Origin of the sequence: Rossellomorea sp. SC111 (genome assembly GCF_024733565.1) — a bacterium.
GTDB lineage: Bacteria > Bacillota > Bacilli > Bacillales > Bacillaceae_B > Rossellomorea.
Window position 1 is genome coordinate 139843 of sequence record NZ_JANIOC010000004.1, and the last position, 24165, is coordinate 164007.

The 24165-nt window shown below is 44.5% G+C and carries 23 protein-coding genes; 4 read left to right on the forward strand and 19 right to left on the reverse strand.

Annotated features, from left to right (window positions below):
• Positions 1–53 precede the first annotated feature (53 nt).
• The 10 genes from NQ095_RS06375 to NQ095_RS06420 all read right to left on the reverse strand — a co-directional run bounded on the left by NQ095_RS06375 (position 54) and on the right by NQ095_RS06420 (position 8639).
• Positions 54–1187, reverse strand: a complete 1134-nt coding sequence (locus NQ095_RS06375; RefSeq protein WP_258262644.1) for a zinc-dependent alcohol dehydrogenase — start codon at positions 1185–1187, stop codon at positions 54–56.
• 12 nt (positions 1188–1199) lie between these two features.
• Entirely contained in the window at positions 1200–1823 is a 624-nt protein-coding gene (locus NQ095_RS06380; RefSeq protein WP_258262645.1) for a DUF421 domain-containing protein, read from the reverse strand.
• A gap of 107 nt (positions 1824–1930) precedes the next feature.
• Positions 1931–2770 (reverse strand): MBL fold metallo-hydrolase, encoded by an 840-nt coding sequence (locus NQ095_RS06385; RefSeq protein WP_258262646.1) that lies wholly within the window; start codon positions 2768–2770, stop codon positions 1931–1933.
• Complete coding sequence (locus NQ095_RS06390; protein ID WP_258262838.1) at positions 2767–3960, reverse strand: MFS transporter; 1194 nt, start codon at positions 3958–3960, stop codon at positions 2767–2769. Before NQ095_RS06390 ends, NQ095_RS06385 begins: the two co-directional genes overlap by 4 nt.
• Positions 3961–4190: 230 nt before the next feature.
• Positions 4191–4580, reverse strand: coding sequence for a VOC family protein (locus NQ095_RS06395; RefSeq protein WP_258262647.1), 390 nt, complete (start codon positions 4578–4580; stop codon positions 4191–4193).
• A gap of 189 nt (positions 4581–4769) precedes the next feature.
• Positions 4770–4934: a hypothetical protein gene (locus NQ095_RS06400; protein WP_258262648.1), complete on the reverse strand. Its 165-nt coding sequence runs from the start codon at positions 4932–4934 to the stop codon at positions 4770–4772.
• A 237-nt stretch (positions 4935–5171) separates the two neighbouring features.
• Positions 5172–5516, reverse strand: a complete 345-nt coding sequence (locus tag NQ095_RS06405) for a hypothetical protein (RefSeq protein ID WP_258262649.1) — start codon at positions 5514–5516, stop codon at positions 5172–5174.
• 227 nt (positions 5517–5743) lie between these two features.
• On the reverse strand, positions 5744–6742 hold the full coding sequence (locus NQ095_RS06410) for a DUF1835 domain-containing protein (protein ID WP_258262650.1): 999 nt from the start codon (positions 6740–6742) through the stop codon (positions 5744–5746).
• 175 nt (positions 6743–6917) lie between these two features.
• Positions 6918–7130, reverse strand: coding sequence for a hypothetical protein (locus NQ095_RS06415; protein WP_258262651.1), 213 nt, complete (start codon positions 7128–7130; stop codon positions 6918–6920).
• Positions 7131–7316: 186 nt separating this feature from the next.
• Positions 7317–8639, reverse strand: coding sequence for a HAMP domain-containing histidine kinase (locus tag NQ095_RS06420; protein WP_258262652.1), 1323 nt, complete (start codon positions 8637–8639; stop codon positions 7317–7319).
• Positions 8640–8819: 180 nt separating this feature from the next.
• On the opposite strand from NQ095_RS06420, the gene NQ095_RS06425 reads away from it, so the two are divergent.
• Together NQ095_RS06425 and NQ095_RS06430 are read left to right on the forward strand one after the other, a co-directional pair.
• A complete protein-coding gene (locus tag NQ095_RS06425; protein WP_258262653.1) occupies positions 8820–9527 on the forward strand; it encodes a DUF421 domain-containing protein in 708 nt (235 codons plus the stop codon).
• A 54-nt stretch (positions 9528–9581) separates the two neighbouring features.
• Positions 9582–9782 carry a hypothetical protein gene (locus tag NQ095_RS06430; RefSeq protein WP_258262654.1) on the forward strand — a complete coding sequence of 67 codons (201 nt, stop codon included), beginning with the start codon at positions 9582–9584 and terminating at the stop codon, positions 9780–9782.
• A gap of 74 nt (positions 9783–9856) precedes the next feature.
• On the opposite strand, the gene NQ095_RS06435 is transcribed toward NQ095_RS06430, so the two are convergent.
• From NQ095_RS06435 to NQ095_RS06455, 5 genes are all read right to left on the reverse strand, one after another.
• A complete protein-coding gene (locus tag NQ095_RS06435; protein WP_258262655.1) occupies positions 9857–11260 on the reverse strand; it encodes a sensor histidine kinase in 1404 nt (467 codons plus the stop codon).
• Complete coding sequence (locus NQ095_RS06440) at positions 11250–11957, reverse strand: response regulator transcription factor (protein ID WP_258262839.1); 708 nt, start codon at positions 11955–11957, stop codon at positions 11250–11252. Before NQ095_RS06440 ends, NQ095_RS06435 begins: the two co-directional genes overlap by 11 nt.
• Before the next feature lie 150 nt (positions 11958–12107).
• Positions 12108–12965 carry a hypothetical protein gene (locus tag NQ095_RS06445; protein WP_258262656.1) on the reverse strand — a complete coding sequence of 286 codons (858 nt, stop codon included), beginning with the start codon at positions 12963–12965 and terminating at the stop codon, positions 12108–12110.
• An 85-nt stretch (positions 12966–13050) separates the two neighbouring features.
• Positions 13051–13938 carry a peptidylprolyl isomerase gene (locus NQ095_RS06450; RefSeq protein ID WP_258262657.1) on the reverse strand — a complete coding sequence of 296 codons (888 nt, stop codon included), beginning with the start codon at positions 13936–13938 and terminating at the stop codon, positions 13051–13053.
• A gap of 208 nt (positions 13939–14146) precedes the next feature.
• Entirely contained in the window at positions 14147–15418 is a 1272-nt protein-coding gene (locus tag NQ095_RS06455) for a S1C family serine protease (protein WP_258262658.1), read from the reverse strand.
• 192 nt (positions 15419–15610) lie between these two features.
• Between NQ095_RS06455 and NQ095_RS06460 the strand changes: the two genes are divergently transcribed.
• Entirely contained in the window at positions 15611–17740 is a 2130-nt protein-coding gene (locus NQ095_RS06460; RefSeq protein WP_258262659.1) for a peptidoglycan D,D-transpeptidase FtsI family protein, read from the forward strand.
• Positions 17741–17841: 101 nt separating this feature from the next.
• On the opposite strand, the gene NQ095_RS06465 is transcribed toward NQ095_RS06460, so the two are convergent.
• From NQ095_RS06465 to NQ095_RS06480, 4 genes are all read right to left on the reverse strand, one after another.
• Entirely contained in the window at positions 17842–18327 is a 486-nt protein-coding gene (locus tag NQ095_RS06465) for a CBO0543 family protein (protein WP_258262660.1), read from the reverse strand.
• Positions 18328–18395: 68 nt separating this feature from the next.
• Complete coding sequence (locus NQ095_RS06470) at positions 18396–19487, reverse strand: GerAB/ArcD/ProY family transporter (RefSeq protein ID WP_258262661.1); 1092 nt, start codon at positions 19485–19487, stop codon at positions 18396–18398.
• Complete coding sequence (locus NQ095_RS06475; RefSeq protein ID WP_258262663.1) at positions 19484–20560, reverse strand: Ger(x)C family spore germination protein; 1077 nt, start codon at positions 20558–20560, stop codon at positions 19484–19486. The genes NQ095_RS06470 and NQ095_RS06475 overlap by 4 nt, the downstream gene beginning before the upstream one ends.
• Entirely contained in the window at positions 20553–22070 is a 1518-nt protein-coding gene (locus tag NQ095_RS06480) for a spore germination protein (RefSeq protein ID WP_258262664.1), read from the reverse strand. The genes NQ095_RS06475 and NQ095_RS06480 overlap by 8 nt, the downstream gene beginning before the upstream one ends.
• A gap of 307 nt (positions 22071–22377) precedes the next feature.
• Here NQ095_RS06480 and nagZ point away from each other — a divergent pair, with 307 nt between their 5' ends.
• Positions 22378–24078, forward strand: a complete 1701-nt coding sequence (gene nagZ, locus NQ095_RS06485) for a beta-N-acetylhexosaminidase (RefSeq protein WP_258262665.1) — start codon at positions 22378–22380, stop codon at positions 24076–24078.
• Positions 24079–24165 lie beyond the last annotated feature (87 nt).

A 24165-nucleotide genomic window follows, 5' to 3' on the forward strand; every position in this document is an offset into this window, starting at 1 on the left:
TTATATGGAGCATCATTCAGATTTCTGGGAGGGGGCCAGAAATCTCCCCTGCCCTATGGCTTCAAAATCACCTTGATGCAATCGTCTTCTTTCTCATTGAAGAGATGATACCCTTTTGCTGCATCTTCAAGCTTAAGTTTATGAGTAATGATGGAAGTCGAGTCGATTTCGCCTTTGACGATTTGCTCGTAAAGTGGGGCCATATAGGCTCTCGCTGGCGCCTGACCCATTTTCAACGTAACGTTACGGGAGAAGAATGCTCCAAGTGGGAACATGTTATAAAGTCCGCCATATACCCCGGTCAGTTGAACCGTTCCACACTTTCTGACTGCTTTGGTCGCAATCTGGATCGGTCCGATCGTCCCTCCCTGCAGTTTCAACTTCTGTTCCATGAATTCAAGGGGAGACTTCTTTCCATCCATCCCGACGCAGTCAATGACCACGTCCGCTCCCCCTTTCGTCAACTCTTTCAATGTTTCTCCCATATCATCGTACTGAGTGAAATCATAGGTTTCCGTATGATTCATCCTTTTGGAGTGACGCAGGCGGTAATCGAAATAATCCACGGCAATGACCCTCTCTGCCCCTTTTTTCCAGGCAAACTGCTGGGCCATCAATCCGACAGGACCGCATCCCAGGACAATGACCGTATCCCCCTTTTTCACTCCGGCATTCTCCACACTCCAATAGGCAGTCGGCAGTACGTCGGATAATAAGAGGATCTCTTCATCTTCCAATTCACACCTCTCCGGTACTAAAAATGGGGTGTAGTTCCCGTATGGAACCCGGAGATATTCTGCCTGTCCCCCCGGGTAATTACCGAATTTCTCCGAATACCCAAGCAATCCTCCAGAGTCATAATGAGGGTTCGAATGATCGCATTGACTTTCCAAATGCTGCTCACAATAGGGACATGCACCGCACGCCACGGTGAAAGGGATGATCACACGGTCTCCTTTTTTGACTTTCGACACATCTTTCCCGACTTCCTCCACGATTCCCATCGGCTCATGGCCAATGACATACCCGATCGGCAGCGGGAAATTCCCTTTGTAAAGATGTAAATCAGATCCGCAGATGGCGGTGGATGTAATGGAGACGATGATATCCTCGGAGTCCTGGATGCGCGGGTCCTCCACATTCTTGACTGCAACAGTATTCTTTCCTTGATATGTGACGGCTTTCATGGTTTTCCTCCTTTACTGAAGATGTTTTGGGGGAGGATTGACGGAAGAATTCTGCTTGATTTCTTTAAAGATATCCTCGCCTCCCCTATTTTGACTGAGTGGTCTTGCGGCAGTCTGTGGAACCTGAAGCATATTGATCAGTCTCTGTACTTCTGATTGGAGCTGTGCAAACTCTTTCATCGTGACCGGCTTCGCATTTGGCATCAACTCCACGCCCACTTGTCCATTCGGCTCAAGGGTCGCCCATTTGACATCCGACAGTTGACTTACTCCCTGCTGCCGCAGTTTCATTTCAAGTTGATCCACCGTCATCCGTAACTTTTTAAAGTTCTTCTCATCGATGACGCCATTTTCCATCAGAATCTTTGACCTTCCAGTGATGAACTGTTCGACTCGATCTGATTTCACCTGAAGGTATTCGATGACGATGAGGGTCAGGACAAGAGTCAATCCGACAACGATCGTGGTCCAAATATTTTTACCGGCCACCGGCTGAATGAGTAATGATCCAATTCCGATCATTATCACCGTCTGCGCAAGCGTCATCTGAGAGATCGACTTTCTTCCAGCGACCCTTAGCAATAAGGTTCCTGCCAGTACAATGAGAATAGCTTTCCAAATCCAATCCAAATCCATTCCAATCCCTCCCTTTCACCCGTTAAAAATCCCTCTTCAGCTGAAGAGGGAAAAGGTATTTGTCTGTTATTTTTCCCCACTCGTACAACATTATCCAGACAATTGAGTTAATGGAGCCTGCGGTTAGCAGGAAGAGCTATTTCGTCAAAATGGTCGAGTAAGTACCGCAAAGATTCTTCCAGCTCTTTTCCCTCCATCACTTCTCCATGACCAGTGATTGCTGCCTTCGGATTAAGATTGGATAAGGTCACCACCGAATCCCTGGCCGCTTTCCAATCCATCGTGAAATACTTCGGCGGCCCACTGATTTGTTTCTTTTGAAACACTACCTTGTACTGGGACTCTTGCTTCACTGTCACAAAAGCGTCCCCGACAATCAATAATCCATCCGACTCCCGGTACAGGGATACGTGTCCCGGCGTATGTCCCGGTGTATGGATCCATTTCCATCCTTCCATAAAGGGGACCCCGCCATTTGCCGGAAGGACTTGAAGTTTGTCAGAAACATCAATACCGTGATGTGGATACAATGGGGACAACTCGCTCACCAATCCCCCATCCACCGTTGGATCTCCTTTTGGATAGTCCTTTGTCCCATTAAGATAAGGGATTTCCAATTCATGTGCATACACAGGTACATCCCATTCCTCCAAAAGCGGCTCAAGCGAACCGACATGATCGAAATGGCCATGGGTCAACACAATCGCCAGGGGGTTACCGGAATGACCGAACCGTTCTTCTGCCGCCTCCATAATCTTCTGCTTAGAATGAGGCATCCCACAATCAATCAGCACCCACTCCCTGCTTCCCGGAATCCCGTAAAAACAGACATTTACGATCTGGTTTGTCCAATAATAGAGATCATTTCGTACTTCCTTCCCCTTCCCACTGTTCACACTGTAGAAAGGGAGATGTGAATCGGAAAAATCGCTATCCAAATGCTTCATTGTTTACCTCCTTTTGCCGTTGAACCGGATTTTTCAGGCTTGATAAAAATTAACACAAGCAGAAACATCAATAGACCAAGAACACCCGCCCCAATAAGGCTTACATTCAGGAGGGATTTCATCAATACCGCCATCAAGGGCGGACCGGCAGCCACCCCGATGAACCGGGATGAACTATAGAAAGAGGAAATCGTTCCCCTCTCTTCTTTCTCGATGTTTTCAGTGATCAACGCGTCCATCGTCGGTAAGAGGGCACCAATCGAGAGACCGAGGAAGCTTGAGACAGCAAGGAGAAGAACCAGTCGCTGATCAACAAATCCGATCAATGAAACGCTGACACTCATCAGAATCAAACTTATCGTCATGATCACTTTCATGACCTTCAGCTCCCCCTTGATCTTCCTGCCTGTAATAAAGGAAGAAATGCATAGAGCGAGTAGGGGGATGGCGAGAACAAATCCTTTTTTCACCCCATACAGTCCATGGATTTTCTCCAATGAATCAGACAAGAAAAACAAGATGGCAAACAGGACGAGCATAATGTAGATTCCGACGAGAAAGACAGTAAAGATCCATTTTCCCTCCTGCTTGAAGATCTTTTTCGTACTCTGGATGAAGGCGGACAGGGCCACGGGTTCTTCCTTCTTCTTGGGAACTTTAATGAAAAAGAGAACAAGAACAATCGAAATGAGACTGAATACAGAAATAGAGAAGAACGGAAGATACCATAAATACGCAGCAAACAAAGCCCCTAATATGGGACTCAGCACCTTGCCGAATGTGTTGGACGTCTCAATCAAACCAAGACATGAACTCGTCTTTTCATCATCATCCTTATACAAATCACCGACCAGGGGCAAGATGATCGGTGCCGCCCCGGCAGCACCGATCCCCTGAAGGACACGGCCGATAATGATCCAGGTAAAGGGATCGTCCATTTTCCATGAGGCAAACCCTGCGACCAACCCGCCTATTAATGCAATCAGCAAGCTTGGCAGGATGACCACCTTCCTGCCGAAGCGATCGGATAAATAACCAGCCACTGGAATCAGAAAGATCGACGCAATCGAGTAACTTGTAATAATCATACTGGTCTGAAAAGAAGTGATCCCAACCTCTTTCTCAAAAACCGGCAGTACAGGAATCAGCATGGAGTTCCCCAATGTCATCACTAATGGAATCGATGCCATGCTCACCACACACCAATTACTAATCTTCGTCGTGCTCTTGCATTGTTCTTTCAACTAAACCACCCTTTTGGATTGATTTGCTATTTATTCAGTATTTGAAAAAGGGGGGAAGAACATTCGCTGAAAAGACTGGCAAATTTGAGATGAAGGGAAAAGGGGAAAATCATCAAGTAAAAAAAGAACCAACAAGAGCTTCCTTCCAAGTAAAGGAAATGCTCCTGTTGATTCATTTACAACTCTTTTTGATCCACATTCAATTCAATCAGATTCCCATCCGGATCTGCACAGAAAATCTGGGCAAAGCCACTTTTGGAATGGGGTTTCTCTAAGATTTCCACATCTTTTTCCTTTAACCATTGAAGCGTGGCATGGTAGTTCTCCACTCTGAAGGCAAAATGGCCTTCACGGCTGGATAGATGCTTGTCTTTCCGGATCGTCTGGGAAGACGCGTCCGCGATCAGATGAAGCTGCTGGCCCTCTATGTCATACCAGGCACCCGGAAAACCGAAATCCGGACGTGGGATTTCCTTTAAACACAGGATGTTCCCGTAAAACGCTTTTGCCTGCTCGAGATCCGTTACATTCAAACTCACATGATGAAGACATTCGTACTTGATCAATCGGCTCACTTCCTTCTATTTGTCTTTCTGTTTATTCTACAGAAGAAACCGCCGTTCGGCGAGAGGGACGGACCTCTTAAATTTCAATGCAAAACCCGATTCTATCGGGTTTCACCATTAAAACAGGCAGAAAATTGAGGTCCGTCCCTCAACGGAGAATAGCCAGGACGTATTGCCGCTGACCATTATTTAAGAGCCTCCTGAGTTTTTGTTCACATTGTTATTCTTATCCGCTTCATTAATCTTCATGGCGTGGTCTGTCAGGTCAGGGGGCGTCATACCTGACTTTTTCTCAAAATAGATCGCCATGCCTGCGACGAGAATGATTGGAATCAGGATAAATAACCAGATCATGTGTGAGCTCTCCTTTCTATTACATGGGTCAGTTCTTTTCAAGAAGCTCCACCCGCTGTTTTAATTCTTCTATTTCTCTTCTTATTTCTTCGTTTCCGTTTTGTTTTGCCTTTTTAGACTTTTTCCATAAAGAATTTCCACCCCAGTACATAACCGAAAAGCATAATCCTAAAATAATAAGAACGAACATAATTCCAACTATAGTGTCTAAGATGATCGATCACCATTTCTTATTCATCACATCAACCAGGCACAAATGACAACAGTGGTAAGGAAAATCAGAAACACGCTCCTTACTTTACCAACTTTCCACATATCAACGGCAGAAATGATTGCCCCCAGAGTGAACAGCGTCATCCCAATTCCTTTTATGATCAAAACATTAAATACCATTCCTACATGTGAAAGGAAAGCACCGATCAACATAAACCCCATCGTCATGATGAATCCTTTGGATTTGAAGTCTTGCTTCGCTGATTTCCTTTCTTCGTCATTCATTTTCAAGTATCCTCTAAGAACCAACGCAGTGGGGATCCCCCACAAAATGGAAAGGGTGACAAAAGAATCGGTGGTAACACTCATACATTTCCTCCTTTTTATATATGTTATAATTATCCAGAATTTGAAAGGAGAACTTCTATGTCTAATAATATTTTGTTTAGTATATTTCCGCTTTTAACGCTTTTATTTTATTTGGCTCCGATTGTATTTATCATCTGGTTCCTCTTGAAATTCTTGAAGATCCAGAAAGAAAAAAACGAAATTCTTCGGTCCATATCAACAAAACTGGATAAACTGCGTAATTAGACCTATGATGGTGGGCGTGCATCTGCGCCCCTTTCATTCAGTTTTACACTGTAAAACCTCATCCCTTTCGGAACTCCATATAGTTGGAAGACACCACTCATCACCAGATGTCTCACTCTATACTCGATAAAACCGTCCCCGATATAGTTTTCTGTATGTCCAATCACTTCCCCAATGAGCCGGGCGGATTTCATGAACCCGTGGCACTCCTGTTCATTATGTAATGACTCTGCTGCACGGATGATGTACTTATCAAAATGATCTTCCGGGACACTTTTGATGCTTCCCTTCTCCCATATTCTCAGCACTTCCCTTGTCGAAGACAACTCCAACCACTCTTTTTCATATGTTTTTCGTTCCTCCCTGCCCAAAGGCTCATGTTCCTTGTCATAGAATCCTCGAAGTATTTCTGATGACAGTTCTCCTGTGTGCAGCCTATCCTCATAAGTCGTGTTGACAAGAACGATCGGGTTCAGCTTCGTTCTTAATTGATAAAGGACATAGCGCAGGGCTACTTGTTCGTGCGCATTCTCTCCAGCCCAAATCATGATTGGGATGTGGCTTGGGATTTCATTCATTGCTATCATCGTCTCATTGAATCGATGACGATATTCTTCCCATTCATCCCATTCAAAGAGTATATGGTTTTCCAGCCACTTGAATCGCCGGTCAATCCCTTCTTCTTCATGCAATTGCCAAACCGGACCGGTGGAAAAGACGTCTTGGAAAGAGAGCACCTGCTCTCTTTCATTTACAACCATTTTTAAACTGCCGGATGCTGAATCACCAAATAGGATGTGGGTGACCTCAAATGTCTCTTTCTTCGCTTTTGATTGTAACTTTTTATATTCTTGGAAATTGTCAGACATCTTCTTTACATCATGAATTTTTTGCGAATCCGGACCCTCATTCATGTTCAACCGATAAAGCATGTGGAATAAAAGGGATTTCACTTCCTCTTCTGTCGCATCATTAAGCTGTTTTTTTAGTTCATCTATCATCGTTTTCACTTCTTCCGTATCTTTTCTGGCGTTAGCAGCTATGGCCGCTGATAGTTCCCCAACAGGGTTAAAAGAATTCTCATTACAGCATCATTTCTTTTCTTGCTATGTCCCCGAACACAAACTGATAGAACTGTCAGAAGGTCGGGGTATCATTTGCTCCAACTTCTCACCACTAAAACGCCTCATAACACTCCTTGCAATGCTGCCCATTCACCTGACGCTTATTCTTCGCTCCGCAATGCGGACAAATGACGGTCGCTGACTGCTGGTCAATCCCTTTGCGGTTGTGCATATAGTGACCGAGTGCTTTATTAGCTAGAAAGACCGTCCCCACGATGGCACAACCGATTGCCGCTACTATAATAATCAAGAAAATACCATCCATCTTAATTCAACCCTTCCTGAATGTCTCTTACATATCTATACGGTCCGACATGTAAAAAGTTTCAAGATGAGAGGGACGGACCTCTAAAAATCCCTTCCAAACCCCTTATCCAATGGATTCCACCCCAAAAATGAGCTGAAAACAGAGGTCCGTCCCTCGCCCTTCAAAAAATAAGGTCCGTCCCTCTCACAGTGAGGGGCGGACCTTTGTTGGGTGGGCCGGGTTTGGAAGGGTTCCTTCTCCTCCTTCTTCTTTGTAGATGGGGAAGGAGAGGATGACGGAGGTTCCTTTGCCGGGCTTGCTTTGGACATTGATGTTGCCTTTCATGCCTTCTGTGAGTTGGTAGGCGGTCATCATGCCGAGTCCTGTCCCATTTTTGCCTTTCATGGAGAAGTATGGTTCTCCGAGGCGCATGAGTTGTTCTTTGGTCATGCCGATTCCCGTATCGTTGATGACAATGAATACCTTTTCGTTTTCCTGATAGCTGAAGATCCGGAGTGTCCCTCCCGTTTCCATTGCTTCAAGACCATTTTTCATGATGTTGATGAGAATCTGTTGGAGCTTGTTGGGATCCCCCTTGATGGAGTGATGGTGTAAAATGTTGACCTTCAGGATGATTCCTTTTTTCACGGCCAGAGGCATGATGATTTCCTGGGAACGATTCATTTCATCCCGGATTTCCACTTCAACCTCAAGTTCAGGGTGTGGACGGGCAAAGTCCAAGTATTGATTGATCACTTCTGTCGCCCGGTCGATTTCCCTGACGGCGACCTTCGACAGCTCACTATTCGTGCTGACGTTGGTTGGATCTTCATGGATCAGCTGAAGGAACCCCTTCACCGTGGTGAGCGGATTGCGCACTTCGTGACTCATGCTTGCCGCCAGGTGACTGACCACCTGCATCTTCTCGTATTTGATTGCTTCAAGCTGAAGAATATAGATAGTCCTGATGATTTCACACAGATAAAAGACGAAGAACGTCGCCCCGCTGAGGACGGCAGAATAAATCAGGAACGTGTGATCATACGTGAAGTGAAAGATCACGGCCGGGATCCATAATGAAAGGACAGAGTACCCGAATGCAAAGAGCGTATACCAGTACACCCTCGTCAACCAGGTTTTCCCCCCCATTCTCGGACGTATATACAGAATGAGTAATGTAAAGAGAACCGCCATCACCACGGTCACCCATAATCCAGGGCCCATCATGGGGGCACGGACTGCAATCATTGTAAGAGCGAGCCAGGGCAGGACACGGTTCCCTCCATAGATTCCCCCGAGTAGAAAAGGAATGAAGCGCAGATCATACACAAATCCATCTTCCAATCGGACACTTAACCCAAGACTGAGCAAGAGAAGCAGCGAACTGGCCAGATAGATCGACAAGGGCTTAATGTGAAGCTTATGTACTTTATTTCGGGAAAGATAATGAAAGCTTATCAGTAAAATCATGATCAATATGGCAAGGAGATTAATAAGTAGACCGGTCAATAAATCAGAATGATTCATCGGTATGGCTTCCCTACTTTCAGTAATTTTAAAAGATTGAAAAAAATCATACTTTCGTTCTATTATAACCCATATGAACGAATTGTGTTTTATTTTTATTTGACTGGAATCTTTCATTCGTCTTCTTTCTTCATCCTTTGTCCATAATGAAAATGAATGCTTTGAATAAGGAGATACCCTATGGATGGAGTCTTAATACCAATCGGAAGAACGGTGATCAGTTTTCTATTGTTGGTCATTGTCGCATTAGCCATCGGCAAACATATCAACTCACACAAAAATCATTACAGCTTCGCCCTGTCGATCACAGTTGGTTCCTGCATTGCCAATATGGGATTTGATACGGAGCTTGATTTTTCCCATATTTTCATTTCTTTTTTAGTACTGGTCCTATTATTTTATCTACTGTTGATCCTGTCCTCGAAAAACCGGCTTTTGAGAAAATGGTTAACAGGCCGTCCCACGATTCTGATGGAAGAGGGCAAAATTTTAGAAGAGAATATGAAGAAATTAAAGTTTACGATGGATGACTTGAATCAGCATCTCCGGGAACTTGGTGTGTTTGACATTAACGAGGTGGAATATGCCCTGTTAGAAGTGAGCGGGGTTCTGTCCATCAAAAAGAAAAACCGTTTCCTTCCACTCACCAAGGCAGACATGAAGATGGACCCTTCCCCCTCTGCTTCCATTCCCATCGAATTAATGATGGAGGGAAAGCCGATTTCAAATAATCTGACCCCTCCCTACACGTTACAATGGCTGGAATCCGAAGCGAAAAAGAGAGGAATCACATTGAATGACATTTATTATGCCGTGATCAACAGCAATGGGACCCTGTTCATCGACCTTTATAAAGATCATTTCTCCAGTGAACGAATGGACAGATAAGAGCATATAGTATCTGTACGTCCGAACGTACCAATGAAATGGGAGAGTGACTGTATGTTCCATTACCGAAAACCCGGGAATCACTTTGTCTATCCACCTGATACCAGGTGCTATCTTCATCACAGACAGTATACAGGAGGGTATGATACCCATGTGCACATGATCGAAGCACACTATTCCCAGTTGAATCGAAAAATGCAGCGACTGCTGGAAAGGGTCGAGCGCATTGAAAGATACCTTGGGATCAAGCCGTAGTGGGCCGATGAAAAATAAGGGACAGATGCCTCCTCTCAAAATGCGAAGGTGCCTGTCCCCGTGCCTTTCTCCCGTCAAAGCGGTAGCCGGATCACGAACTTCGTCCCATCACCCTTCTCACTGAATACATCAATCGATCCTTCGTGCATGAGGACCAATTGCTTCACGATGGAGAGTCCGATGCCGAATTCACCGTATGGATTATTCGTCCGGGACAGGTCCGCTTTATAAAAACGGCGCCAAATGGACTTGATTTCCTCGGGGTCCATGCCGATTCCGTTGTCTTGGATTTCAATGACCGTTTCGTTTCCTGAAGAAGATCCCCTCAACGTGATCGTTCCGCCGGTGGTGAACTGGATGCTGTTTTTTGTGATGTTGATCAGGATTTGGACGAGGCGGTCATAGTCGGCATGAACCTCTGCATCCGTATCGGCAAGAACCGTGATGGTGTTCCCTTTTTCTTCTGCCTGCAGATCGAGCTGATCCTTGATGACTTCGAAAATATCGAGTAACGGCAGGGTCACTTTCGAGAGGACCACCTGATTGGAACGGATTTTTTCATAATCCAGATTTTCATTCACGAGGCGGATGAGCCGCTTCGTTTCCTGACTGACAAGTCCGAAGCTTTTCTCTTTCTGTTCCTCGGGGATCATGTCGTTTCGGATCCCTTCGATAACTCCGCGGATCGTCGTCAGCGGGGTCCTCAGCTCGTGGGACACATCCGCCATGAACTGTCGTCTCCTGTTTTCCAGGGCGTCGATTTCCTCTTTCGATGCCCGGAGTTTCGTCACCATTTCGTTAAAGTCTTCGGCAAGATCTCCGATTTCATCGAAGTTGGAACTTGGGACATGTACATCGTAATCTCCCGACGATACCTTTGACGTGGCATCCCTCATCCGCTGGATCCGTTTCACATGGAGCTTCGATAAGAATAAGCTGACGAGCACAGAGATGGCGAGTGCCAGCAAGACGATGTACAGCAAATAATGATTGATCTCACTCAACATCTCCCTTGAACCGCTGATCGGGGAAATCAGGATCAGTCCCCCCGTCAGCTGTTCATTGACCACCCGGGGCATGATGACAAGGGATACTGCCTGGTCAAAGCGTCCGAAATCTTTTTTCAAAGGCACGGTTTCACCGCTCTCGATTTGTTGCCATTCTTCTTTCGAGAGCTCGATACGCGGATAGACCCCTCCACTTGAAAAAGATACTTCCCCCTGACGATTGAATGTGATCACATCAATATTCCGGGCATGAAGCAGGTTACTGTATTCGTCCAAATAAAGAGGACGTCTCGGACTTGGCCTCTCAAGATCCGATAAAATCTTATCCCCGTACGTCCGGAGCTCCGTCACCTTATTTTCATACACCAGGTTTTCGACATAATGGGAAAACAGGAGGCCGAGGATTACGAAGGCAATGATGAGGACACTTGTATGACTGAGCAGCAGCTGATACAGATACCTAAACTTCATCCCCTGCCGCCGCCTCATCGAATTTATATCCTACTCCCCATACTGTATGAAGGTAAGGCTTGTCCTTGCTTCCGATCTTGTTCCGGAGCCGCTTGATATGCACATCCACCGTCCGCTCATCCCCGTAGAAATCATAGCCCCATACCCGTTCCAAAAGCTGCTCCCTCGAGAACACCTGACGGGGATGCTTTGAAAGATAATACAGAAGTTCAAACTCTTTCGGCGTCAAATTCGTAAGGGGTACGCCTTTCAGGAAAACTTCACGGGTTTCCTTGCTGATCCGGAAATCGGACGTGTCAACATCCTGAGTCCCCGTACTTTTCTTTTCCCCTTGACCCTGGTAGCGACGGGTCACCGCCCGGATCCTCGCCATCAGGGCAAGAGGTGAAAAAGGCTTCGTCACATAATCATCGGCACCGAGTTCCAGACCGAGTACCTGATCGGACTCACTGTCCTTCGCCGTCAGCATGATGACCGGAACCTGCGACCCTTCCTCCCTGATCTTCCGGCAAATCGTCACGCCGTCCATCCCGGGCAGCATCCAGTCAAGGATAACAAGATCCCACTTGCCTTCCTGATATCGACGATACCCTTCCGCTCCGTCATGGACAAACTCACCCTTTATATCTTCTTTTGAAAAAAACATCTCAAGCATGCTTGTGACGCTTTGATTGTCTTCTACGACCAACACGTTCATGACCATCGCTCCTTTCCGAGCCACGGGGACAGACACCCCCGCATCCCTTCTTGATTTCTCTCTATCTAAATTATAGTCGTTTTGACCAATTCCTTCTATTAATATCCTGCAATTGAAAAACCCCCGCTCATATGGCGGGGATTTCCGTTCTTATAATGATTCACTTTGAGATTTGTCCATCGATTGATCACTCTGAGGAGCTTCATGAGGCCCTTTTCCTTGCCCGGGACCGTGATCCCTCTTACCACCCATAAGGAAAAATAATCCCTCTTCCTTATTGAAAGGGAAGAAATCCAGTTTCTTCGCTTCCTCGGCATGTTCCGTCATGATTTCTTTCATCAGTTGCTTCGGCGTTTTGCCTTCCGTTTCAATGCCTAATTCTTTGGCGGCTTTCTGGATGGATGCCTCGAATACTTCCTGCTGCAAATCATGATGATCTTTTCCCTCTGTCTCAATGCCAAGGTCATTCGCCTGTTTCGTAAGGGCTGCTTGTCTGACTTCAACAGCCAGTGCGTTCAAATCCTTGCCCTCGGTCTCGACTCCAAGTTCTTTGGCTTGTTGTTTCACCAGGGCTTCTCTCACTTCTTGAGCCAATTTCTCCTGGTCTTTTCCATCCGTTGCGATTCCGAGTTCCTTCGCTTTCTTGTTCAGCTCCGCCTGGCGGATTTCATCCATGACAGCACGGGGGTTTTTCCCATCGGTATCGATTCCCAATGCTTCCGCTCTTTTCTCAAGTTCGGCAACCATGATTTCTTTGGCGAGTTCACGTGTGTCCTTATCGGTGGTGTCGATTCCAAGTTCATCGGCTTTTTTCTTCAGCTGATCTTCGTTCAAGTGGAACTTCCCGGGCCCTCTGTGATGGCCGCCAAATAACCCTTCCGTCTTTTTGCTGACAACTGCCGAGTCATTTGTTTTTCCTGCCTCCTCTTCAGCAGCGAATGCCGGAAGTGATCCAGCGATCCCGATTGCTAATACACCTGCAAGTGCCAGTGCTCTCTTATTCTTCATTTGATGTCCTCCTTTTTATAAGTTGCAGCTGCTCTATCATTATTTCCAGAAATTATGGCCAAATCATGAACAAACCATGACCGGTTTATGAATCTTTCAATGTATTTTCGATCTTATACTCTTTTTTCTTCTCACTAAGCCACGTGCCATACTCCGTCTGAAGCGCCTGATCAAACAGGATATCTTTGATTTCATCTTTATGATCGGCAAGAACAGCCTCTTTCGCTTCTTTCTTGCCCGTCACCTTGATGATGTGATAGCCGAATTCCGTCTTGACCGGGTCACTGATTTCACCCTTCTTCATAGAAAACGCCTTATCATCAAACTCTGCCACCATTTCCCCTTTGCCAAAATAACCAAGCTCTCCGCCTGACTCGGCATTCGAGGTATCCGTGGAATATTCTTTCGCAAGCTCGGCAAAATCTCCGCCCTCATCGAGTTTCTTCTTCACTTCTTGTGCCGTTTTTTCATCGTCCACGAGGATATGACTGGCCTCAACCTGCTCTTCCTGGGCGAACGTATCCTTATTCGCTTCAAAGTATTCCTTGATCTGGTCATCCGTGATCTTGATCCGATCCTTCAGCAACTTCTCCGTCAACAAGTACGTCTTGATATTTTCTTTGACACTATCGAGGTCCGACCCGCTTGAAGCGAGTGCCTCATTGAATGCCTCTTCACTGTCATACTGTCCTTTGATCTTCTCCAATTCTTTCTTGATCTCACTATCCTTCACCGTGAGATCTTTCTTCTCACTCTCAAGCTTCACGATCTTCTCGGCAATCAATGTGTCCAGGGCGCCATCCCCGTACTGATCCACAAGCGTCGTATAAAGATCCTCTTTACTGATGGTCTCGCTTCCCACTTTGGCGACTGCATCTTCTTTCGAAAATCCAAACACCGCAAGCAGCGATCCGATGAGGACGACCCCTCCAATGAGGCTCCATAATGTGATTGATTGTTTTTTCTTAGTCACTAACCCGTACTCCTTTTTTGTTCATTTATTTGGCTGGTGTTTTGGTGCCAGGTATATTTTTTACTGTTTGTCCCTGGTACAGTTCGTACTGTGTGTGCCTGGTACAGTTTGGGTTACAACTCACACTGTTTGTACCTGGTACATTCCATTCGTTTGGTGCCTGGTACTTTTCACTCACTTTGTACCAGGCACCACCTCCACCTAACCCTTACCCATTCATCATCGCATTACTGGTAAGCTTCAGGCTCACCGTCATCTTTTTGCCGTCACGGTAGACGGTCAGGTCGATTTTGTCCCCGACTTTCAGGTCACCGTACAGCTGCCTTCTCAGATCGGCGACACTTCCGACAGACTTTCCGTTCATCTCGGTGATCGCATCGCCTTCTTTGATACCTGCGTCCGCTGCTGCAGATGTCGGGTCGATGTTGGCAACGACTACACCCGATTCAACGGATTGAGGCAGATTCGGTAAGTACGAACGTGGAATATCAGAGAGGTTCTTCATCCCGATTCCGATATAGGGACGTTCTACCTTCCCTGTTTTAATGATTTCGCTGACGATCGGCATGAAGTCCTTGCTTGGAATCGCGAACCCGAGTCCTTCAACACCGGAGTTTGAAATCTTCGCGCTGTTGATCCCGACCAGTTCACCCTTGGAATTCAGGAGCGCTCCACCACTGTTACCAGGGTTGATGGCGGCGTCGGTCTGGATGACGTTGAGTTCAGACTCCCCTTCAGATGTCTGAACAGGAATCGTCCGGTCGACGGCGCTGACAATTCCCTGTGTCACCGTCCGTGAAAGGTCAAGTCCAAGGGGGTTCCCGATGGCGATGACCTGTTCACCGGCGCGCAGGGCACTGGAGTCACCGACTTCCAACAGGTTGTCTGCATATTTACCGTCAATCTTCACGACAGCAAGATCCGTCAGGGGGTCCGCTCCGATCAGCTCGCCCTCGGTCTTTTCTCCATCATAGAGAGAGACCTCAATCTTCGACGCACCTTCAATCACATGGTTGTTCGTAATGATGAAAGCACTGTCCCCTTCTTTTTTAAAAAGAACGCCGGAACCTGTTCCTGCCGGAGTGGCCTCTGCCGCTCCCATTCGGCTTTGACTCTGATAGTTGACGATTCCGACGATCGATTCAGAGGCATCCTCCACAATATTCGCTACATCTCCGCCGGCATTGGTTGAAACCGACGTTGGGGTGATCCCTGAATTCCCCGAATTGTTCGTCTGTCCGTTGTCTGCCGACTGCTCGACGCGTGGCTGAGCGATGTTCTGATAGTAGTCCGTTTGAGGCAGCACCGTCAGCGTCAGGACCGAACCGATGATCCCTGCGCCCACGGTATTCAGGAAGCCTCTTCCTTTAAACGGCTTCTTCTGCTTCTGCGTCCGCTGCACCTCTTCTTTTGGTGTGACGTCTGTATCGTTTGTTTCCGTATGATTCATTTCTTCATTTTGATTGTTATGTTCAAACATGTTATTTCCTCCTCGATTGATTTTGCCTGTTGAACTTTGCTGTTGATTTCATCTTAGAAGGTAAATGTTACGAAACTATTAACAATCTGTGTACAGGATGGGAAGTTTTTTAGAATAAGGGTTGAATGAAACGATTTCGTGAAAGATTTTTCTTATCTCTTGGGTTTTTGTCATGGCTTTGTTTTAATTGTAATGAAGTCAAATCTAATAAATGGTGATGATATGAAAGAAAAAAACAGAACACAGCGAACCAGAAAAATGGTCCTGCCTAAGCGCATGAAGATTCTCTTTGTCACAGTGTTTCTCTTATTCAGCATGCTGATTGTCAGGCTCGGGATGGTTCAGATTGCGAATGGACAGTCTTATGAGAAGGCGGTGGAGAAGAAGGAAAGCCTGACGGTGGATTCACCCGTGCCGCGGGGAAGCATATATGACCGCAACGGGAAGCTGATTGTCGATAATAAACCACAGAGGGCCATCACTTACACCCGGACGTCGGATTCCACTCAGAAGGAATTGCTGAAGGTGGCGAGGAAGCTCGCAGACATGATTGACGTCGAGACCGATTCACTCACCACACGGGATAAAAAGGATTTCTGGATCCTGATGAATCCTTCCAAGGCAGAGAAGAAGGTCTCCGCGTCAGAAATCAAACGCATTCAGGGAGAGAAGGCTCTCTCAACCAAAGAAGCCGATCAGAAGATTTATCAACTGAAGCTAGAACGCATCAGTGAAAAGGAATGGTCTTCTTTTTCAGAAGAAGAATATGAAATACTCGCCATCTACCAAACTATTTCCAAAGGGTACGCCCTATCCCCTCAAACCGTGAAGAATAAAGGGGTGACCATCACGGAATATGCACAGGTGAGCGCACATCTCGATCAACTGCCCGGGGTGAACGTGACTACGGATTGGACCAGGTCATATCCCCTTGACCACAGTCTCCGTTCCGTGCTTGGAGACGTGTCGTCGACCAGGGAAGGGATCCCGAAAGATCTGCTCCAGGAATATCTGGCAGAAGGGTATAACCGAAATGACCGGGTTGGAACAAGCTACCTGGAATTAAAGTATGAAGACCTGTTGAACGGTCAGAAAAAGAAGGTAAAAAACATCATACAAGACGGCCAGGTCGTTGGTACAAAGGTCATCCAGCAGGGTCAGAGCGGGAAAGATCTCGTACTCGGCATTGATGTCGAATTGCAAAAAGCGATCGAGAAAATCGTCCAGGAAGAACTGTCGAAACACATCGGTACAAAAGGATCTCCTTATCTGGACCGTGCCTTTGTCGTCATGATGGATCCTCACACAGGGGAAATCGAAGCGATGGTCGGCCAGAAAGTGAAGGAAATCCATCCGAACGGGGAAATCGAATTCGAAGATTATTCATTAGGGACATACACGACGTCCTATGAATCGGGCTCCGTTGTCAAAGGCGCCACCCTCCTGACCGGTTATATGACGGATCATATCGAACCAGGGGAAAGGATTGTGGATGAACCCCTCTATATTAAAGGAACGCCGAAGAAAACGTCCTGGTTCAACGTATGGGGTAATCAAACGGGTCCGATCAGTGATCTCTATGCCCTGGAGAAATCCTCTAACGCGTATATGTGGAAAGTGGCTCTCCGTATTGCCGGTAACCGCTACGTCCCTCACGCACCGATTGAGCTGAAAGGTGACGCCTTCCGTACCTTCAGGGAGCATTTCGCCCAGATGGGACTTGGTGTGCCAACGGGAATCGATCTTCCCGGGGAGTCTCCTGGATATCAGGGAACCGCTGAACATCCGGGACTGCTCCTCGACTTTGCCATCGGACAATACGACACCTACACACCGATGCAGCTGGCTCAATACGTATCCAGTATCGCCAACGGAGGAAAACGCGTTCAGCCCCATCTGTTGAAAGAAGTACGTGAACCTTCCAACCAGTCACACCGGTTAGGCAGTGTCGTGTACAAGCAGGAACCAGAGGTACTGAACCGGATCGATGCATCACGGGAAGAGATCGAACACGTTCAGAAAGGATTCTACCGGGTCTTTCACGGTCCAGAAGGTACGGCCAATCTGTTTAAAGATGCACCGTACAATGCAGCCGGGAAATCAGGAACAGCAGAGGCATTTTACAAAGGACCGGACATGGAAAGTGCGAAGCCAACCTATAACACGACCCTTATCGGATACGCACCATTCAACAATCCGGAAATCGCCTTCTCGACCGTCGTCCCATGGTCCCATCAGGAACATGATCCTTACATCAATAAAGTCATTTCCAAACGGGTGATGGATAAATATTTTGAATTGAAGAAGGAAGAGAGCGAATAAATGAAAGAGAGGCCCCTAAGTAGAATGTGCTACTTGGCGGCCTCTTTTTTTGATCATAAGTATGTAATTCGCATACATAACCCTTAAGAAGTGAGGTGAGGTTAACGTTCACTGGTTGTTTCTTTCTTCTTTTTATCAAGTAGCTTCAACAGTCCTACGAGTCCCCTGACTGTAAACAAGGTGAAATTGACGCTTACAAATGTGTGTAGGGGAGACCATTTTTTCCACTTGAATAGTTTAGTGTTCCTTTCTAAATACCATTGAGCACAGCTCATTGGTACACTGAATATACAACTTTTCAGTACCATTTTTATTAAACGGTCGTTATAAGTGGTTCTGACCCAAATGACACTTAATAGTGGAAAGAACAATACATCGTAAATGATATTGGTTTTGAAGATTTTTGGGAAAGGTCTAATGGGATACTCGATTCGCTTCGTTCCTACTACATAGGCGTCAACAAGAAGGGCCAAAAGCCCTTTTGCAAAAAAAATCAATACATTTTCTTTCATCTTGGAGCCTTTAAATAACAGTGGCAATGAAACGATACACAGCATTTGCAGACTGTTCAACATCTTTTTCTCCATGCAACGGGTCCTTTCTAAAGAGATTTTACTATACACATACCGTTTCCTATTTTTACATACATTATCCCTCATCTGGCTCTACTTACCCCCTTCTTTAATTGTTTGATTAAAAATAATAAGGGGATATACAGGTAAATGAAATAAAATCCTGTCGCAGAGGTAATCCCCCCCAACATTTCTACCTCATCCCAATCTTTTATCCCGCTTGCGGATACCAAGACAATACATAGAAGAGTAATCAGAATCACTTTAGGGTGAACCGGGGTGATTCTCTTTACTATTCTCGTACATGACCATATTGATATACATAGGGGAGAAATGATAACCAGGAGCCAAAGGAAAATAAAAATATATTCAAATCGTTCAATGAAGGGAAACATAACAATTTTAACCATTTGAAGCGTAGCCCATGGTATTTCCTGTAACACTTCTTGATTGAAATAAACAAAGGAAACCAAAGCGGCGATAAGATAGAGAATCGTTGAATACAGATTTCCAAAGTGTGCATACTTACTGCTTCTTTCGCGGTCTTTGATAAATGGGTAGTACAGTAGAATCCATTCAAACCCTAAAAATAAGTAGGTCGAAGCTTTAAACGAAAGAAATAGATCTTTCATGGAATGTTCAAACATAGGAAACAGATACAAAGGCTTTGCATGTTGAAGAGGAAAATAAAGCGTGATCAAAAGAATGGACGGCAAAATGACTCCCCAAAAACTGAAGCCGGTCAATACTCTGAAACCACTGGAGACGAAATAGTACATCACCAAGGCAAAAATAATGCCTAGTTGCCAGGTCTTCACGTAAGGGTATACCCATACTTGAATGATTTCGATATACGTCCGGAACACAGTGAGCGTCTCAAACAGAAAAAAAATCATGACAAAAATGGAAAAAAGATTGCCAATGATTTTTCCGAAACAATAGTGATGGATGGCAATCAAATCAATATGTTCCTCATCCAGCGTCTTATATAACAGCCAGATAATAAGATGGATCGTCCCTCCCGCTACGAGCAGAGGAATCCAGGCATCTTGTCTTGCATCCTTGCTGATATAGGTTTGAAATCCAAGTATACCTGCACCAATTTGGGATGAGTGTATTAAGAAAAAAGTAAAAAAGGAAGAAACAAGGTATTGATCTTTTACTAGCTTGCTCAAGACTTACCAGCCCCACTTTGACGGATAATAACATCCGTATTCACTTTGAACTTCATATCAGGATAGACGTTTTGATAGAAATCATGTTCAGACCACCCTTTTTCACCTGCACGGAAGATGATGCCCAATCCGAGGGGATCCACTTGGTTTGTCTGGAACTTGGTCAACAACTCATGAATTTCTTTAGAATAGGTACGTTCTATATAATTCTTCAGATATTCCCTATCTTCCCCTTTCTTTATATCCATCCAGGTCGGTAATCCATTTAATTCTAAATCCAACTTAAGATTGATGGTGGCAACCACTCCCTCATTCTTTCTTTTAAGTACGATGTCATGTTTTCCGTATAACGATTCAATTCCAATTATTTGTTCCTTCCCCTCTTTTTCTAATGTGAATTCATATGTACCTTTCTTGTTTTTTTCATTCATAAGCTTGAATAAATACATTTCTTGGTTTGATATCGCTAGCTTTAACTTATCTCCTTTGAAGATGCTGAGCCCGTCGATTTTAAGTATTCCAGAGGAATCCACCTTTAAATTAGGAATATATACGTCAAGCCCCTGTCCATAGAATTGATCTAACAGTGTGTGTAGTGAGGTGTCAGGCACCCCCTCCCTTAATACACCATTATCCACCAATTCCATAAGGTAAAGGGGACGGAGAGAAACGGTTGCCTTCAGAATGTCTGCTGCACGTTCGTTTGCGGTAGCAATTCTCACGTTTCCTAATGAAGGTTCTTTACAAATGGATTCGATGATTTCAGTAATACCTTTTTCACTTAATTCCTTTCCTAACACTAGAACCCTTATCTGACCATATTGAATATCATATTGCGAGGCTTTACTTAAGCTTGATTTAAGTTGAATGGGGCTGTGTTCCTCTGCGCTTATCAAGTTTGTCCGGTCTGTATCCGTATATTCTGGAAGCACTGCAGTTTCCAACAACCCTCCATCTTCGTAGTCAAATCCAACGTTATGAATGATACCTATTTCATCTACAACTTTCTGTTCAATGCATCCAGTGAGAAAAACAGGAAATAGTAAAAATAAATATAGAGATCTCTTATTCATCCGTCAATTCCCCTCGCCCTCTCTTCTCCTTTCCTGGATTAAATTTCAATCGCTGTTTCGTATCAAGATAGAGAGGTCTTTTATTAATCAATCTAAATGGTAAGCGAACAAAGCTATCAGCAAAGGACTCTTTTCTAAATGGGTAAAGAGGCACAACATATGGGGTACCTAACGATTTCAAGTTAAACAGGTGACATAAGAGACAAACAAATCCAATCATAATCCCCAGTCCTCCTAAAAAAGAAGCCATCAAGATAAATGGGAACCTTAATAATCGAATCGTATTCGACATCGTCACGATAGGTGTGGTAAAAGAAGCCAGAGCAGATAAAGCAACAATAATTAATAAGACATTACTGGTTAATGCTGCAGATACGGCTGCTTGGCCTATTACGATCCCCCCTACAATACCCAATGTCTGGCCCACTTTAGTAGGGAGACGTGCCCCGGCCTCTCTTAATAATTCAATCGTAATCTCTAGAAAGATCACTTCCATGAAAGGCGGAAAGGGAACATTGGCTCTTGATTCCAACAATGGTTCTAATAACTCCATAGGTATAACCTCATAATGATAGGTCATGACCGAAACGTATAAAGAAGAAGAAAAGATAGAGAAGAATACTCCCATCAATCGTACCAATCGAAAAAAAGAGCCCAGTACCCAGTTATAGTAGTAATCCTCAGGTGAAATAAAGAAATCCAGTAATGTAGAAGGACCGGACATCACATAGGGTGATCCATCTGACATAACAGCTACCTGGCCGCTAACTAGTGCATAAGCCACTCTGTCGATTCGTTCGGTTGATAAGAATAATGGAAAAGGAGAATTAGATTGATCACTGATGATCTGCTCCAGCGCCGTTGTATCCCACACAATATCAAAATCCACATCCGATAATCTCTGTCTCATGCTATTAATATGCTTGTCACTCGTTATCCCATCTAAATAGGCAATGATGACCTTGGTTTTGGACATGGATCCCATAGATAATTCTTCAATCACCAATGCAGGGGATTTAATTTTCCGGCGCAATAAATACATGTTAATATCTAAACTTTCTACAAAGCCCATCTTAGGTCCAATCACACTGAACTCATTTTCTGATTCATTAAATTGCCTTAATCCCGCTTGGGAGTTGCTCATGTTTAACAACATATATTCACTTTTTTCGTTTCCAAGGGATAACACTACGAACCCGTTATATAATTTGTCTTCAATCTCTTTCACTTCACCGGTAATCGTAATCCCCTCTATGGGAATGCAGGCTTCAATATCGCGTAATGATCTAATCACCATATTGGGGTCAACATTACTTAAAGGCGTAAGCAACGATCTCTGCATCGTGTCGTGGTCGATTAACGTAGTGAAATACTGAATGATAATGTCACATGTGCTTACTTCTCTTTTGCTCTCCACGAAGTCTTTTGACTTTTTCGCAGAATCAATGAGTTGTTCATAGGTCGTGTGATGAATGAGCATACTTTTATCTATCATGTCTTCTTTGAACATAGAGCGACTCCCTAAAGGCGTATTGATGATGTACTGTTATGATGGTGTACATCTCTCCGGTTTATTCAAAATTATGAGGATTGAAAGATGAATGAGCAGGAATGAAGCAGCTTTTAACTAAAGATCGTGATTAGCGAGAATGGGAAGGAAAGACTAATTATGAAATGATTGCATAACAGGAAAGCCTTTTATTTCGCTTCACGAAATGTTAAGTTTGTTAAAGGAAATGTAAGCGGCATCAACAAGAGACTGAATAGAAAGGAACCTAAGCATGATAAAGAGAACTTTTTTCATTATTTTCCTCGTAATGTCTTTAACGTTATTAAGCTTTATAGTATTTAATAAACACCTGAACCCCGGTCAATCCAGTGATAACAAAACCCAAACCGGCATCACTTCATCAGATCAAACCGTTCAACCTGCTGATATTCCCTCTACGCAAAAGGAATCCATTCATAATGTAATTTCAAGTGCAAAGGAAGGAAGGGTTCCTAATGTACCTATCGTCTCAGGTCAAACTAGAATGGAAGAGGTAACAGAGATGTGGGGGAATCCTGATCATTCGGTTCAAATACAGAATGACAGCTACCATGATTTCATACACCATGGAGTGACAGTTGGAGTCTCAGAAAACACCGTATATGATGTGAGATCATTTGACCCTGGTATACAAGAAATCCACCTAAATCAGGTTAAAGGATTTAGCGGAGATCCAGATGAAGTAAAATACTATCAAGATAAGACACATGATCAAATTATTCTGATTTATAACGTCAATTCACTGTATCAACTAAAATGGATATTCCCAAAAGCAACGACGGATAATACCAATCCCAAAGTGGATCATATCGCTGTCCTTGCCCTGGATAAATCTAATATAGACCAAGAAGGTGGAATTCACGTCGTAGATAAAGGTGCATCCAAAATCCTTTCTCAAATGAGCTTAGAGGACAAAATTGGCCAAATGGTCATAGCGGGTGTCAGCGGTACCACATTTAGTCAATCCACCAAAGATTTAATTCAAAAGTATAAAATCGGGGGATTCATTTTTTTCTCAAATAATATGACCGATGCCCCTCAAACCGTTCAGTTCCTTAATAGAATGAAGTCAGCAAATAACAATAATCCTTTCCCCCTCTTTTTAAGCACTGATCAAGAAGGTGGAAGAGTGACAAGACTGCCTGGAGGACTGATTAACTTCCCTTCCAATGAAGAGATAGGGAAATTCAACTCACCGGGGTACTCTTATGAAGAAGGAGTCCTTCTTGGAAGAGAATTAAAAGAATTTGGATTCAACCTGGATTTTGCGCCAGTACTTGATGTAAATAGCAACCCAAATAATCCCGTGATCGGGGATAGGTCTTATTCAAGTGACCCTGAAATCGTCAGTCATTTGGGCATTCAAACGATGGAAGGTATTCAATCCCAGGGGATTATATCCACTGTAAAGCATTTCCCCGGACATGGAGATACAGATGTTGATTCCCATTTAGAGCTGCCTGTTGTGAATAAAGACCTTGACACCCTTGAAGAACTGGAGCTTTTACCGTTTCAACAAGCGATCAAAAATGAAGCCGATTTAGTGATGGTTGCGCATATTTTACTACCTAAATTGGATCGTTCCTACCCTGCCTCCATGTCCAAAAGTATTATTACAGATCTTCTAAGAAAGAATATGGATTACAACGGAGCCGTCATAACGGACGACATGACGATGAAAGCCATAACAGACCATTACGGCATTGGCAAAGCTTCAGTACAATCGGTCAAAGCTGGTTGTGATCTTATATTAGTGGCTCATGATGAGAACAATGCAATTGAGGCGATTAATTCTTTAAAGGAAGCTGTACGCAGCGGAGAAATTTCGGAAAACCGAATCAATGAAAGTGTTAAAAGAATCATTCATTTAAAACAACAATACCATTTAGCTGATTTACAGTCCGATGACCCTAACATAACTAAACTTAATGAATCAATTACTCAGTTAAACTCGGGACGGCTACACTAATGAATATTTTCTTTAAAGGGAATGCCCCTTTCCCTTTGATTGTTCCATTAAACTCCTTACCCATTCACTCAATACCAACTGGAAAGA

What these genes read in the sequence shown, in the direction of transcription:
- NQ095_RS06375 (WP_258262644.1), bottom strand. Translation starts at nt 1,187, where the DNA reads ATGAAAGCCGTCACATATCAAGGAAAGAATACTGTTGCAGTCAAGAAT.
- NQ095_RS06380 (WP_258262645.1), bottom strand. Translation starts at nt 1,823, where the DNA reads ATGGATTTGGATTGGATTTGGAAAGCTATTCTCATTGTACTGGCAGGA.
- NQ095_RS06385 (WP_258262646.1), bottom strand. Translation starts at nt 2,770, where the DNA reads ATGAAGCATTTGGATAGCGATTTTTCCGATTCACATCTCCCTTTCTAC.
- NQ095_RS06390 (WP_258262838.1), bottom strand. Translation starts at nt 3,960, where the DNA reads ATGGCATCGATTCCATTAGTGATGACATTGGGGAACTCCATGCTGATT.
- NQ095_RS06400 (WP_258262648.1), bottom strand. Translation starts at nt 4,934, where the DNA reads ATGATCTGGTTATTTATCCTGATTCCAATCATTCTCGTCGCAGGCATG.
- NQ095_RS06405 (WP_258262649.1), bottom strand. Translation starts at nt 5,516, where the DNA reads ATGAGTGTTACCACCGATTCTTTTGTCACCCTTTCCATTTTGTGGGGG.
- NQ095_RS06410 (WP_258262650.1), bottom strand. Translation starts at nt 6,742, where the DNA reads ATGATAGATGAACTAAAAAAACAGCTTAATGATGCGACAGAAGAGGAA.
- NQ095_RS06415 (WP_258262651.1), bottom strand. Translation starts at nt 7,130, where the DNA reads ATGGATGGTATTTTCTTGATTATTATAGTAGCGGCAATCGGTTGTGCC.
- NQ095_RS06420 (WP_258262652.1), bottom strand. Translation starts at nt 8,639, where the DNA reads ATGAATCATTCTGATTTATTGACCGGTCTACTTATTAATCTCCTTGCC.
- NQ095_RS06425 (WP_258262653.1), top strand. Translation starts at nt 8,820, where the DNA reads ATGGATGGAGTCTTAATACCAATCGGAAGAACGGTGATCAGTTTTCTA.
- NQ095_RS06430 (WP_258262654.1), top strand. Translation starts at nt 9,582, where the DNA reads ATGTTCCATTACCGAAAACCCGGGAATCACTTTGTCTATCCACCTGAT.
- NQ095_RS06435 (WP_258262655.1), bottom strand. Translation starts at nt 11,260, where the DNA reads ATGAAGTTTAGGTATCTGTATCAGCTGCTGCTCAGTCATACAAGTGTC.
- NQ095_RS06440 (WP_258262839.1), bottom strand. Translation starts at nt 11,957, where the DNA reads ATGAACGTGTTGGTCGTAGAAGACAATCAAAGCGTCACAAGCATGCTT.
- NQ095_RS06445 (WP_258262656.1), bottom strand. Translation starts at nt 12,965, where the DNA reads ATGAAGAATAAGAGAGCACTGGCACTTGCAGGTGTATTAGCAATCGGG.
- NQ095_RS06455 (WP_258262658.1), bottom strand. Translation starts at nt 15,418, where the DNA reads ATGTTTGAACATAACAATCAAAATGAAGAAATGAATCATACGGAAACA.
- NQ095_RS06460 (WP_258262659.1), top strand. Translation starts at nt 15,611, where the DNA reads ATGAAGTCAAATCTAATAAATGGTGATGATATGAAAGAAAAAAACAGA.
- NQ095_RS06465 (WP_258262660.1), bottom strand. Translation starts at nt 18,327, where the DNA reads ATGGAGAAAAAGATGTTGAACAGTCTGCAAATGCTGTGTATCGTTTCA.
- NQ095_RS06475 (WP_258262663.1), bottom strand. Translation starts at nt 20,560, where the DNA reads ATGAATAAGAGATCTCTATATTTATTTTTACTATTTCCTGTTTTTCTC.
- NQ095_RS06480 (WP_258262664.1), bottom strand. Translation starts at nt 22,070, where the DNA reads ATGTTCAAAGAAGACATGATAGATAAAAGTATGCTCATTCATCACACG.
- nagZ (WP_258262665.1), top strand. Translation starts at nt 22,378, where the DNA reads ATGTCTTTAACGTTATTAAGCTTTATAGTATTTAATAAACACCTGAAC.